Source organism: Actinomadura sp. KC06, from assembly GCF_004348735.1.
Lineage (GTDB): Bacteria > Actinomycetota > Actinomycetes > Streptosporangiales > Streptosporangiaceae > Spirillospora.
The window spans coordinates 34407-47812 of sequence record NZ_SMKT01000009.1 but is presented as its reverse complement, the minus strand read 5'-3'; the positions used below and the strand labels follow the sequence as shown (position 1 = coordinate 47812).

Below are 13406 nucleotides of genomic sequence, written 5' to 3'. Positions count from 1 at the left end.
CCCGGGTTCCGCATGGGTGGCGCGGCACTACGCGCAAGAGACGCCAACGCAGATGGTGTTGAGCAGCGTCAGCAGGCCCACGCAGTTGCACGTGCCTCCGAGCTGGATCCCCTCGAGCTCGATGGGGTCCGACTCCGGCAGCTCCTGGAGAGCGGCCACGAGGTCACCGTCGAACGTGTCCATGTCTTCACCTCCTTTCCTGTTCGGTGGCGTAGGTTCGCCCTGCCGTGAGGCAGAAGCGGACCACCGCTTGTCGCAGGACCGCCGGCCAGGCCTGGACGACGCCGTGATGGCCGTCGTCGACCTCCAGGTAGTCGAAGTCGACTCCTTCGGTCCTGCCTAGTTCGAGAAGGCGCCGCCGCAGCGCCCGGGACTGCCCTGCCGGGACGACCTCGTCCCGGGCGCCGTGGGCGATCAGCAGCGGCGCGGTGATCGACGCGCACGCTTGCAGCACGTCGCGTCCGGCGTCCGGTTCGCCGCCCGCCGCATCCGCCGCGTCCGCCGCGTCGCCTGTGTTCGCCGCGCAGCGGCTCAGGCGCGCGACTCGTTCCCTGACCGCGCCGGGGGCCGCGGCGTGCAGGCCGTCCGCCGAGGTGAACGGTGCGAGCGCCGCGCAGCCCGACCACAGCTCCGGGAACCGGCAGGCCGCGAGCAGGGCGAGGTAGGCGCCGTAGCTTCCGCCGAGCACGACCGGACGGGGCAGTCCCGCCGCGTCGCGGTCACGGACGATCGCGCCCGCCAGGTGGACGACGTCGTCGAGGTCGGGGCCGCCCCAGTCGCCGATGACCGGCCGCAGGTGCCGCTCGCCGTAGCCGGTGCTGCCCCGGTAGTTGGGCGCGACCACCGCCGCGCCGGCGGCCGCCAGGTGCTGGAAGAGCGGCTCGAACTCGAACCGCCAGGCCGCCAGCGGACCGCCGTGCAGGGCCAGCACCAGGCGCGGCCTGCTCAGGTCGCCGTAGACGATCGCCTCGATCGGCCCCGCAGGGCCGGGCAGCTCGACCAGGTCGGCGCCGTGCCAGCCGCCGCCGCTTCCGGGCGCGTTCGGGGCCAGTGACCAGCCGGGACGCGCCCGCTCTGGCACAGTCGCCAGGGCGGTCGGCACGGTCGTCAGCGCGGCCGGGACCGTCGCCAGGGTGGGCGGACGGTGCGGAGCGGCGAAGCGCACATGGATCCGGCCGTCGTCCGACCATCGGGCGGGTCCCCACAGCATCCCGCGCGGGCCGGGGATAGCGGCGAGGCGGTCCGCGGCCGGACTGTACACCGCGAGCCGCGCCACCGCGCCGTCGATCTCCCTGACGAGCAGGCGCTCGCCCGCGGCGTCGAAGGTCAGCGGCGTTCGGAGGGGCGACGACCGGTTGAGCGTCTCGGGGAACCGGACGGGCCCGCCGTCCGGGAACCGCAGCCCGATCTGCTCGGCCCCCGCCTGCTGGACGCCCGGCGACGTGGTCGTGACGGCGAGGGCGCCCGAGCGGGGGCTGTAGGCCACGATGCGGTCGGTCGTGGTGTCGGACACCGACCAGACCCGGCGCCAGGTGCGTTCGCGCAGGTCGACCAGGATGCCGTTGGCCCGGTGTCCCGGTGCGGTGTGGTCGAGGGCGAGGGTGCGGGCGCCGTCCACCCAGAGGCCGCCCGCGAGCACCCCGGGGATGCGCAGGACCGGTTCGAGGCCGGACGCCGCCAGCCGCCAGATTCGCGAGTTCTGCCCGTCCTCGACGGCGACGAGCAGCGCCGTCCCCGCCTGTCCCGGCTCGGCGAGCAGGAACCCGCCGAGCATGGAAGGGACCGGCCAGGACCGGGTGACCTGGAGCCCGGACCCGGCCGGTCCCACCGCGAGCACGGTTCCGTGCCCGGCGGGTATTCCGTGATCGTCGGTCGCCGGCCGCAGGAGCAGCACGCGGCCGTCGTCCAGCGGCAGCGCGCCGCATCGCCGGTCGGCCACCGGACCGTCGATCATCAAACCGTCGCCGCGGCCGGTGCGTTCGAGCGCGCGGCGGGACGGCGCGGGACACGCCAGGTCCCATCGTTCGAGCGTGACGTCGTCCTGCACGGCGCTCAGGCACGCGGCCCACAGGCCGCTCGCGGAGAACGCGAACCCGAACCGGCTCGGGATGAGCGGCGTCTCCGGGAGGACGGGATCCGGCGTGGCGGCCTTCACGACGCCTGCCCCGAACCGATCACCGCGGCGGTGCGGGTGAGCGCGGTGCCGGCCGTCCACAGGCGGGGGCCGCCGTGCCGCAGCCGCAGCAGGAAGGCCAGGACGCCGCTGATGCCGTCGCCCCACGTCACCGAGATCTGGCCGAACTCGTCGGGGAACACGGCGTGCCCGTCGCGGTGCGCCCGGTTGGCGAGGATGATCTCGGCGAGGCGCCAGGCGGCGTCGCGGTAGCGGTCCTCGCCGGTGAGCGCGGCCACGTCGAGCAGGAGGTCTCCGTTGCCGGCCAGCCCGTGGCACTGCCCGAGCGGGGCGCGCCAGCGGTGTTCCATGACCGCTTCCGCGGAGCGCTCGGCGTATTGGACGAACCGCTCGTCGCCGGTCGCCGCGCCCAGCCGGGCCAGGAACGCGCCGATCCCTGCCCCGCCGTGACACCAGTACGGTGCCGTCGGCGCGTCTCCGGGGCCTGCGCCCCACATCACCGACCGCTCGGTGACGGCCGCCGCGTCCAGCAGGTTCTCCCCGACGTCGACGGCAAGGTTCCGGTAGTCGTCGCGGCCGGTCGCCTCGGCGCAGGCGATCAGGAAGTATCCGACCCCGGCGATGCCGTGCGCGAAACCGTAGTACCGCTTCCCGGCGAGCTTGGACTCGTGCTGGGCCGGGGTGCTCCAGCCGAGCCCCTCCGGCCCCTTCTCGACGCCCGCGACCAGCGCGTCGGCGGCGGAGGCGGCCCGGTCGGCGTACTGCTCGCGTCCCGTGCGGGCCCACAGGTGGAGGGCGGTCAGGCCGATGCCCGCCGTCCCGTGGGTGACGTCGGGGCCGGGCACGGCGAGCGGCAGCCGGTCGGCCACGGCCAGCGCGCCGTCGACCAGGTCGGCGTCGTCCAGCGCCAGCCCCGCGTCCAGGACGGCCCACGCCGCGCCGGCGGTGCCGAAGTACAGGCCGGCGGGACGCGTCGTGCCGTCGTCCAGGCGCGTGAGGATCCAGCGGCTCGTGTCCGTGATCGCGTCCGGGAGCCCAGGGGCCTCGACGAGCCCGTGGCAGCGGACCAGCGCGCCCAGGACTCCGGCGGCGCCGTGCTGGACGCTGCACGGGTCGGGTGCTCCGTGGACGCAGGACGCGGGCCACAGGGCGCCGCCCTCCCCGCGAGTCATCGAGGCCAGCAGATGCCCGACGATTCCGGTGACCGCTCGCCCGCTCTGCTCCCGCAGCCACTCCGGGCCGTCGTCCGGGAGTGGGGACACCGGGAGCGCCGCGTCCCCCGCCGCGCCTTCGGACGGGACGGTCGGCGCGCCGGTCGTCAGGGCGGCGAGCGTTTCGCGGGCCTGCGCCGGGGACCAGCGGTCGCCGGGGTCGTCGGCCATCAGCCCGAGGAGCAGGGCGGTCAGGGACGGGGGCGGCGTCAGGCCGCGGGTGCGGGCTCGCAGCAGCTCCGCGAGCCGTTCGGTCACCGGCCTCGTCGCGGGAACCTCGTCCAGGAGGAACGGCGGGCCGCCGGTGATCACATGGCAGAGCGTCGCGCCGAGGCCGAAGTGGTCGGCCGCGGGGTGCGGGGACGCGCCGTCCATCTGCTCGGGCGCCGCGTAGCCGGGGGTCCCCGCGCGCAGCGGCCCCTGCTCGGGGTCTCCGGCGGTCACCGCCAGTTCCAGGTCGATGAGGACGGGCGTGCCGTCCGGGCGGACCATGATGTTGTTCGGGTTGAAGTCGCGCAGGATGAGCCGCGCGTCATGCGCCTCCTGCATCAGTCCGGCCAGCCGGTGCGCAATTTCCAGGGCCTCGGGCAGGTGCGGGCCCCAACCGCTGTCGGCGATCAGGTCGGCCGTCCACTGCCGCAGCGAGGTTCCCGGGATCATCTCCTGCGCCAGGAACAGATGGCCGCTCTGGGTGAACAGTTCGAGGGGGCGCGGGGCCAGCCCCAGGTGCTCGACGGCGGCGAGCGCCCGGGCCTCCGCCCGGAGGCGGTCGCGGATGTCCGCCCCGTTCTCGTCGGCGGCCACGTGCGGGCGCGCCTCCTTGATCACCACCGGGTCGCCGGTACGGGTGTCGACCGCGCGGTACACGCCGCCCTTGTTGGTGTGGCGGATCGCCTCGCGGACCGCGAAACGCGTTCCGATCAGTATCTCGCCCCGGTTGCCACCGCCACCGCCATTGGCGTTACCGCCGTCGTTGCTCGCGGCGGGGAGTTGACTGCTCGGCCGGTGATCGGGGAAGGGACATTCGACCCAGGAGGGCGGCAGGTATCTGCCGGTTCGCCGGTCTTCCACGGCATTGCCGTCCGGATCGAGGATCATCCAGGCGTAGAACCCGTCGTTGGTGATCCGGCGATCTTCGACGAAGGCGCCGTACCGGTAATGGACGAGGCTGCCCGGAGCGTAGGGCCGATCGGACAGAATGCGCGGCCCGGCAAGGCCCTCCGTCGCCCGGTGCAATTCCAGCGCCAGCCGGACGGCCTCGTCGTCGCTCTGCGGATAGACGGTGATGAACTTCCCCGAATGCCCGCGGGAGGTGTTGCGCGCGTTCAGCGCCGCGACGCGATCATGGCTGGCGGCGAACTTGAAGGAGGAGCCTGCGGCCAGCAGCACCGCGAGCGAGCGCGAGAGCACCTCGACGGCCGACGCCGGCGTGGCGGAGACGTGCAGTTTCCACCCCTGTGCTGGGCAGACGCCGCCCTCGCGTTCGAGGTGGCACCACATGGCGCCGCGGCGCGCCGTCCAGCCGGCGGTGCCGGACGACGAGGCGAGCGCCCGGTCCAGTACCTCGATCAGACGGCCGTCCCCGGCGTCTGGAGACGTCGCGCCGGAGAAGACGCTGAAATTGAATTCCGCCATGTGGATTGCCGCTCTCTTTCCGCTTCGTCCCGGCTTCCGGTCCGTCCCGCGGTGTGCCCGTCGATCTTTCCGATCTATCGCCTTCGATCATTAGATGTAGGCATTCGGCGAACGAGAACACGGTAACCACGGAAACCCGGGGACGCCACCGGTGGCGCCCCGGAGACTTTTACTGAAGCGATACAAGGGCCTTACTGATTGCAGGGCTCCGTGTGACCGATGGGGCGGCAGAGATGATCCAAATACCGGCGGAGTTCCGGAATGCGAATAATGTCCGTCTTGGCCGTCTAATGATTCGGCACGGAATTTACCAATTCGGCGACGAATCAGTTTCGGTATCGGTCATGGCCGATGGCTGCCACATTCACCGCTGGCGAGTCGCCGACGCGATGTGCTATTCGCCGTGGGCCCGTCGGCCCTGTCAGCCCGTCGCCGCCGTCCGATAGGGGCGGAAGAAGGCGCGGAGTTCCTCGGCGTAGAGCTCGGGCTCCTCGAACGGCGCGAAGTGCCCGCCGCGCTCGGGCTCGGTCACGCGTACGACGTTCGTGGTGCGCTCGAGCCACGCCCGCGGGGGCCGGACGATGTCGCCGCGGAAGAGCGAGAACCCGGACGGCACCTCGACCCGGCGGGCGAGCTGGGCGGGCGGGATCGCGGCGTTCGCGTGGTACATGCGCATCGACGAGCCGATCGTCCCCGTGAGCCAGTAGAGGGTGACGTTCGTGAGGATCTCGTCCTTGGTGAAGCGCCGCTCGACGTCCCCGCCGCAGTCGCTCCACGCCCGGAGCTTCTCGACGATCCAGGCGGCGAGCCCGGCCGGCGAGTCGGTGAGCCCGAAGGCGGCGGTCTGCGGTTTCGTGCGGTGGACGGCGCCGTACGCGCCCTCGGCGGCGCCCCAGGCCACGGCGTCCTGAAACCAGGCGCGCTCTTCGGGGGTGAGGTCGGCCGGGTCGCCGGCATGGGCGGGCAGACCCCCGTCCATCCGGTGGACGGCCACGACCCGGTCGGGGTGGTCGAGCCCGAGGTAGCGGCTCACATGGCTGCCGATGTCCCCGCCCGCCGCGCCGAACCGCTCATAGCCGAGGACGCTCATCAGCTCGGCCCACAGACCGGCGACCGCGATCGAGTCGAGCGGCTGACCGGCTGGACGATCGGAGTATCCGTAGCCGGGCATGTCGGGCACGACCACGTCGAACGCGTCGGAGGGGTCGGCGCCGTGCGCGCCCGGATCGGTGAGAAGGGGGATGACCTTCGTATAGCGCCAGAACGAGTCCGGCCAGCCGTGGCTGAGAACCAGCGGCAGGACGGGCCCGGCCGGTGCCACGGCCCGCGCGTGCACGAAATGGATCCCGAGCCCGCCGAGCCGGACGCGGAAGCGGGGCAGCCGGGCGAGCCGCGCCTCCTGCGCCGGCCAGTCGAACCCGTCCGCCCAGTAGGCGACGAGTTCGCGGAGGTAGGCGAGGTCGGTTCCGAGCGACCAGCCGGCGTCCTCGGGCGCGTCCGGCCAGCGCGTCGCGCGCAGCCGCGTACGAAGGTCCTCAAGCGCTGCGGGCTCGGTCTCCGACGTGAACGCCTCAGGGCGATGCGGCACATCCGGCATGGCCCTCACCCTACGCACCGGCGATCGGCCTCAGGGCTGAGCGCCAGGGTCGGGTTTCTCGAACAGCCGTTTGTCCAGACGCTGCCACCACAACTCGGGCTCCGGCTCATAGGAAAGATCTGCGCGAGCCTTGTGATCGAGCAACTGTTGCAGATCTTCGTTCTGTAGCCGTTCCTCCCTCGTGTCGGCGGGCTTGGGGATGCCGAGCCGCTCGTAAAGCGCCCGGCGGTTCAACAGGATGAGTGCGGCGATCGCGGTGCCGTACTCGCGAGCGGTGACCACGGCACCGCGATAGAAAAGGTAGGCGAGTCCGTACGGGATCAGGCTGATCATGAGCCACAGGCCGTCCTGCCAGAGGAAGGCGATGGAGAACGCGCAGGCGATCAGGGACGTGACGCTCATGCGAACCGCGAGATCAAGAGCCCCGCGCTGATCGTTCAGGTATTCGACATCCTTTTCCTGTCCGACCAGCGCGAGCAGCGGGACGACCTGAATCGTGTTCAGCTTGTAGGGCTTTCCTGATTCGGTCTCGTACCGGCGCAGCACGTTGCCGAGCCGGGTCGGCATGAAGAGCTCCGACTCCTTCGGGAACAATGTGCTCACCCTGCCCGCCTCGAGGTGCGTCGTCATGAGCCAATGCCGCAGGGGAACACTGAGCTCAGGGTGCTCCTTGAAATGGTCGTTGATGTCCCGTTCCTCGTCTCGCAAAGCCTCGACGTACCTGCATCTCCGCATCGCACGTCTGGTGGCCATCAGGCGAGCGGTCTTCGACGTCCCCCAGTAGCCCTCGTAAACCTGCACAAGCGCGAACTGGAGGGGATGGAGGACCAGCCCCGCGAGCAGTGAGAGGACCGAGAGCGCCGCGGCGGTGCCCACCCCGATGCCCGTGACGGCGGTGGCGGCGCGCTTCCAGTCGGGCGGGCCGCTCCAGGCCCCGCTCGATATCAGCAGATATACGTAGAAGACCAGCACAGCGGACGGCAGTACGCTGACCAAGCTGAAATATCGTCCGACTCGTGCCCCCGCAGCACTTCCGAGATCGGGCGCGCTCATGACAGCTTCAACGTTCTTTCAGCTCGTGCTTGTTTCTGCAGACCAATTTTCCCTCTCTCAGCCTCACCGGTTCTCCACAGCCCTGCTGCGGGCAGGCGAAAATCCAGGTGTGACCAGAGGAGCACTCGAAATAACCGTCGCTTCCGAGTATGCCCTTACGACCTCCGCGGCACGTAGGGCACGGCTCTTGAACGGTACCGCCCCGGACGGTCACTCCGGGTGGTGTGAACGGCCCTGAATGTGTCATGTCAGGGGACTCCCGCTGCGCTGGCCTGCTCGCTCGCCGTGGGGTCGGACGCGGACGGATGGTGCGGACGAGATGGACGACCGCTCGCCAGGGAAGGCCGGTTCTGCCAATATCGGAGCGTGGCGCAGACACCGACCTCCAGCGCCGCCGGCGAGCAGGTGCTCCCCGTCGATCCTCCGCCGCCCCAGGGCGACCAGGCAAGAGCTCTGCCGATTTGGATATGGCCGGCACTTGCCATAACTCTGGTCGCGGTCTGCGGGGAGTTCTTGGGGACGAGAGGCTCTCTCGCGGCACTGGGCTTTTGTCTTGTGGGCGGCTTCGTCCTGATGGGCCGGGCGCTCAACCCGCGAGAACGGGGCTTCGCGGTCGCGCTCGCCGTCGTTTTCGCCGGGCTGGCCACGCTCGTCATCCACGGGTCGTCCGCGCGAGACCTCTTCGATCCGGGGACGGCGGACAAGAAACCGGCGGGTCCGGTCGATCTGCGGGGAAAGACCCTGACCGCCGACGTCGTGAAACGGACCGAGTTTCGCGGCGCGCTGCTGGCCGGGGCGCAGTTGGGCGGATTGGATCTGCGCCACGAGAACTTCGCGGGTGCGTCCGCCCAGGGCATCACTTTGTCGAGGACGCGGCTGGACGGCGTGAGCTTCCGCGGCGCCGATCTGCGTGGCGCGGATCTCAGAGACGCGTGCCTGCGCGGCGGCGATCTGACCGGCGCCGATCTCTTCGGGGCGAGGGTCGATCGCGCCGATCTCAGCGGTGCGGAGTATGACGAGGCCGCCGAGAAGACGTGGCGCGGCAAGCCCTCTGAAGGCGCCTGCCGCTAGCGCGTCCGGTATAGCGGGCCCGCAGAAGATTTCGCCGTTGATGATCTTCATCAACGGCCTCCGGAATGGCGTCTGAGCACCGGAAGTGCGGAGAAGCTGACGGAAGAAGCTCCCCTTTTAGTCAATTTTCTCGGATTGTTCGCCCTTCGGGCAAAGCCTAGTGTTATGGCCCGGCGGCCCAGCTCCCGGCCGCCCGCGCCACGGGTACGGAGGCGAAACCACGATGGGTACGGTCAGGAAGATCCAGAAACGGCCTAGGGCCTGGCGCCCGGTTCTGATCGCGGTCGCCGCGCTGCTCAGCGCCGGCGGCGTCGGCGGTCTCGTCGCTCCGGCGAATGCCGCCGAGGGGAACGTGATCAACGCGGACTCCCCCGGCACGGTCGACGGTCAGTACATCGTCGCGCTGAAGGGCGCGACGTCCCTCGCGCCCGGAGCCGACGCCCCGGTGGCCGCCCAGGCGCAGGATCTAGCCAGCCGTTATGGCGGCTCGGTGCAGGGCGTCTTCAGCGCAGTGCTGCGCGGCTTCGCCGCCGACATGACCCCCGCGCAGGCCCGCCGCCTGGCCGCGGATCCGGCGGTGCGGTACGTGCAGAAGTCGGTGATGGTCCGCACGGCGGCCGGAGGCGGCACGCAGCCCAATCCCCCGAGTTGGGGCACGGACCGTGTCGACGGCAAGCAGGACCGCGTCTACAACTACCCGGGGGCGGGCACCGGCGTCAGCGTCTACGTCCTGGACACCGGAGTCCGCATCAGCCACCGGACGTTCGAGGGCAGGGCCGTCGACGGCTACGACTTCGTCGACAAGGACACCACCGCTCAGGACTGCCACGGCCACGGCACCCACGTGGCAGGCACCGTGGGCGGCAAGGAGTACGGCGTCGCCAAGGACGCCAAGATCGTCGCGGTGCGGGTCCTGGACTGCGACGGCTACTCCCCCGACCGGCTCGCCATCCAGGGCCTGGAGTGGGTGGCGAAGAACGCCCAGAAGCCGGCCGTGGGCAACATGAGCATCGCCTCCGACCCGCCCGCCCCCGAGCCGGAGGCGTTCCGCGAGGCGACGAGGGGCGCGATCCGCGCGGGCATCCAGTTCGCGATCGCGGCCGGCAACGACTCCAGGAACGGCTGCGACGCGCCCGGCGACGTGTCCGAGGCCGTCACGCTCGGGTCGACGGACGAGGGCGACTGGGTGTCCTTCTTCTCCAACTACGGCCGCTGCCTCGACCTGTTCGCGCCGGGCGGCGACATCATCTCGGCGGACAACGGGTCCGACACCGGCTCGACGGTGCTGGGCGGGACGTCGATGGCGACGCCGCACGCGGCCGGGGCGCTCGCGATCTACATGGAGACCCACCCGAACGCGACGCCGCTGGAGGCGCGGAACGCGGTGGTCAACGCGGCACAGCGCGGTGTCATCTCCAACCCCGGCAGCGGCTCCCCGAACCTCCTGCTGAACGTCACCGCACTGGGAACACTCGGCCAAACCCGCTAGTACCGGCCTGTCGCATTCCGGCCAAGGTGAGCGCCTCGCTCGCGGCGCGTGGCCAGGTCGGCTGGAATGGAGCGAGTGAGGAACGCGGACGGGCCTTCGGCCCGAAGTCGGGGACTGCGGGCGACGGCGCTGTTCGCCGTCGCCCTGTCCGCGGCCACTTCGTGCTCCATGTTCGGCGACGCGGGCCCGGAGGAGTCGGTGAGCCGCTCGACGGCGCCGGGGCAAGCCGGGCGCCAGTACGGGATCGCTTTGCCGTCCTGGGACTCCGGCGACTACGCCGGTCCGCAGGCGGGTGCCTATGTCGCGGCGATCGCCGCGACTGGCGCGACCTGGATACAGCTCAACCCCACCTGGTACCAGCGGTCGCCGCAGGACGCCGAGATGCACCGCACGGAGGAGACGGCAAGCGACGCTAGCGTGCGGCACATCGTTCGTCTGGCGCAGCGGGCAGGGCTCCGCGTCCTGCTGAAACCACACGTGGACCTGCCCGGCGACAAGGACCGGGCCGAAATCAAGCCACGGGACGCACGCCGCTGGTACGCCGCCTACTCGCGCTTCATCGGCCACTACGCCGACCTGGCACGGGAGACCGGCGTGGACGAGTTGTCCGTGGGCACCGAGCTCGCCGGGCTGTCGGGCGACCGGCGCCCCTGGCTGGCCATCGTCCAGACGGTGCGCGCGAAATTCCACGGGACGCTCGTCTACGCCGCCAACTTCGACGAGTACGAGCAGGTGGCGTTCTGGGACGTCCTAGACCTGATCGGGATCGACGCCTACTGGCCGCTGGCCGACCGTCCCACCACCGACGTCGCCGCGCTGCGCCGCGCGTGGACGCCGATCCTGCAGCGGGTCGGACGCTTCTCCGAGCGCCAGGGACGTAGGGTCCTGTTCACCGAGGCCGGGTACGTGAGCCAGCGAGGGTCCACGACCGAGCCATGGTCCTGGAACATCAGCAAGGCGGACGGAGCCGCGGAGCAGGCCGCCGCCTACGAGGCCCTGCTGACGAGCTGCACCGGCCGATCGTGGTGGGCGGGCGTCCATTGGTGGATGTGGGACGACTGGCCGGGCGCGGCCGAGACCCCTCCGAGCCTCTCGTACTCGCCGCACGGCAAGCCCGCGGAGCGGATCCTCCGGCGCTGGTGGCGCCCCAGGTGACGCCCAGCAAGGAGGTAGCGCCGAAGGATCCGCGGCCCCCTTACGGAACGATGCTCGCCGGGTCGACGAAGGTGTAGCCGAGGTCCCGGATGCCGGTCACGATCTCCGTGAGCGGGCCCGTCCCAAAGTACGGGTGGTAGAAGGTGCTCGCGAAGCCGTCCCGCACCGCGAGGTTGTACCGGGCCGCCCGGACGATGTCGGCGGGGAGCCGCGCCGCGTGGTTGTTCGCCGGTTCGGGCTCGTAGTTCCCGAGGTTCTCCGGCAGGACGGTCGCCCCGCCGATGTCACGGACCGGGTACGGGAAGAACTGGCCGATGTACCGCTGCCCGTCGATGGGGCCGCCGGAGAGCTGGCCCGCGAAGTACAGGCTGCGCTCCAGCCGCGCGCCGTAGGACTGCTTGACGGCCTCGTAGGAGAGGGCTGAACCCGCGTAGTGCGGGGTCGTCCAGATGTCGGGCGTGGGCAGCCCGGCCGGTGCGTACAGGGCCTTGCCCGTGGTGATCCGCTGGGACGCCCAGGCAAGGGAGTCCTCCGGGACGGGGCCGTCGAGGATGACGGAGTCGTTCGCGTCGATGTGCGCGCGGAAGAACTCGAAGTCGTCGCCCGTCACGCCGGTGTAGGGGTTCTGGACGTCCTGGTACTGGTGGGTGTAGCCGTGCGCCACGATCCGTCCGCCGTTGGCGGCCATGTATTTCAGGGCGTCGACGACCTGCGGCCGCTGGGCCAGCGTGATGGTCTCCGGGACGCCGTCGTTGTAGACGCCCTTCGGGTCGGTGTAGACGGGGATCACCTGGAACGCGTACGGGATGTTCTGCGAGGCCAGGTACTGCGCGACGGCCATCAGCTCGGCCGGGTCGCTCGCCGGGCTGATGTCCTCCAGCCGCAGCACGGCGCGGTGCCGGGCGGGCGTGTCCGGGGCGAGGGCGTCGAAGAGCAGGTCGTGCCAGGCGATGATCCGGTCGGTCTCGTTGGTGTAGGCGTAGGGGATCTCGCCGAGGTAGGTCAGGTTGGCTGACCTGATCGCCCACGGGAAGGCCGTCGCCGGGGTCGTGCTGGCGTCCTGGGCCGTCGCGAGGGTGGTCACCGCCGCCGGGTCGGTGATGGCGGGACGCAGGATGCCGCCGTCCGCTCCCGCCGGGATGGTGCGGGTCAGCGGCTGGTTCTTGTAGTCGACCCGGGTCACGTTCCCGACCGGCTCGAAGGACGACCGGGTCGGGTCCCACCCGTACTTCCGGGTGAAGGCGGGCACGCCGACCTTGCCGGCCAGCGTCCAGATGTTGTCGTTCATCCACACGACGGGCTTGGCGGTCCCGGCCACGTCGGCGTAGAACGCGTCCGGGATGGCGTCGGGGATGGAGCCGCCGTAGTAGGTCGAGCCGACGTAGATGGTGGCGGTGTGCTGCTCGACCTCCCCGGCGGTGTACTGCTGGACGGGCTTGGCCGAGACGGTGCCGAAGTGGCCTGCGAGGTTCGCGGTGGCCATCCCGTACAGCTCGCCGAGGAACCCGTACGGGCCCGCCGTGTCGTAGAGCACGAGGGCCGAGGCGTCAGCGGCCTTCCGCGGCGCGGGCACTGCGGGCTTGGCGGGCGGGGTGAGCCTGAGCCCCTTGAGCGGACGGATCGCCGGTGGCTTCGCCTGCCGGCGCCGCTCGGCCGCCCTCTGTGCCTGGGCCCACTCCTTCAGCTTCAGCGCGGACGCCGGGCGTCCGAGGGAGAGCGGCCCTGCCTGGACGGTCCGGCCCGCCTGGACGGTCCGGCCCGCCTCGGCGGCCGCCGTTCCGGGCACGGCCAGCGCGGTCACCACCGCCAGCAGGACAGCCCCTTTTCGGCTGCGCCATTTCATGGTCATGGAACTGCCTCCACGTCCTCAACGAAGAGTGAAAAACTCCGCACACTGGGCGAAATTTCGCGCCGCGCCCGTGGAAATCGATGCGGCGTTGGCGCGATCCGGCCGATCCGCGGCTTTTCCATCTTCTCGACTTTGACAGGACTTTACTTCGGGGTACCGTTCGCGAGGAACAGTTGACGAGTCCCGGAGTGGAACACCGCGGAGGGTCCCGC

At 71.0% G+C, this 13406-nt stretch carries 9 protein-coding genes; 3 read left to right on the top strand and 6 right to left on the bottom strand.

Annotated features, from left to right (window positions below; translation table 11 throughout):
• Positions 1-27: 27 nt before the first annotated feature.
• The 5 genes from E1287_RS43540 to E1287_RS05170 form a co-directional block, all read right to left on the bottom strand.
• Positions 28-183, bottom strand: coding sequence for a VenA family class IV lanthipeptide (locus E1287_RS43540; protein WP_165968888.1), 156 nt, complete (start codon positions 181-183; stop codon positions 28-30).
• Positions 184-187: 4 nt separating this feature from the next.
• Positions 188-2155 carry an alpha/beta fold hydrolase gene (locus E1287_RS05185; RefSeq protein WP_131963657.1) on the bottom strand — a complete coding sequence of 656 codons (1968 nt, stop codon included), beginning with the start codon at positions 2153-2155 and terminating at the stop codon, positions 188-190.
• Complete coding sequence (gene lanL, locus E1287_RS05180) at positions 2152-4980, bottom strand: class IV lanthionine synthetase LanL (protein WP_131963656.1); 2829 nt, start codon at positions 4978-4980, stop codon at positions 2152-2154. Before lanL ends, E1287_RS05185 begins: the two co-directional genes overlap by 4 nt.
• 421 nt (positions 4981-5401) lie before the next feature.
• Positions 5402-6577, bottom strand: coding sequence for an epoxide hydrolase (locus E1287_RS05175; protein WP_131963655.1), 1176 nt, complete (start codon positions 6575-6577; stop codon positions 5402-5404).
• A 30-nt stretch (positions 6578-6607) separates the two neighbouring features.
• Positions 6608-7573, bottom strand: a complete 966-nt coding sequence (locus E1287_RS05170) for a hypothetical protein (protein WP_131963654.1) — start codon at positions 7571-7573, stop codon at positions 6608-6610.
• 423 nt (positions 7574-7996) lie between these two features.
• Between E1287_RS05170 and E1287_RS05165 the strand changes: the two genes are divergently transcribed.
• The 3 genes from E1287_RS05165 to E1287_RS05155 all read left to right on the top strand — a co-directional run bounded on the left by E1287_RS05165 (position 7997) and on the right by E1287_RS05155 (position 11345).
• A complete protein-coding gene (locus E1287_RS05165; protein ID WP_131963653.1) occupies positions 7997-8701 on the top strand; it encodes a pentapeptide repeat-containing protein in 705 nt (234 codons plus the stop codon).
• A gap of 223 nt (positions 8702-8924) precedes the next feature.
• A complete protein-coding gene (locus tag E1287_RS05160) occupies positions 8925-10190 on the top strand; it encodes a S8 family peptidase (RefSeq protein ID WP_131963652.1) in 1266 nt (421 codons plus the stop codon).
• 66 nt (positions 10191-10256) lie between these two features.
• Entirely contained in the window at positions 10257-11345 is a 1089-nt protein-coding gene (locus tag E1287_RS05155; protein ID WP_131963651.1) for a hypothetical protein, read from the top strand.
• A gap of 40 nt (positions 11346-11385) precedes the next feature.
• Here the strand turns inward: E1287_RS05155 and E1287_RS05150 are convergent, their stop codons facing one another.
• The gene (locus tag E1287_RS05150) at positions 11386-13194 is read right to left on the bottom strand and encodes a polysaccharide deacetylase family protein (protein ID WP_131963650.1); all 1809 of its coding nucleotides are present in this window, start codon (positions 13192-13194) and stop codon (positions 11386-11388) included.
• Positions 13195-13406: the final 212 nt, after the last annotated feature.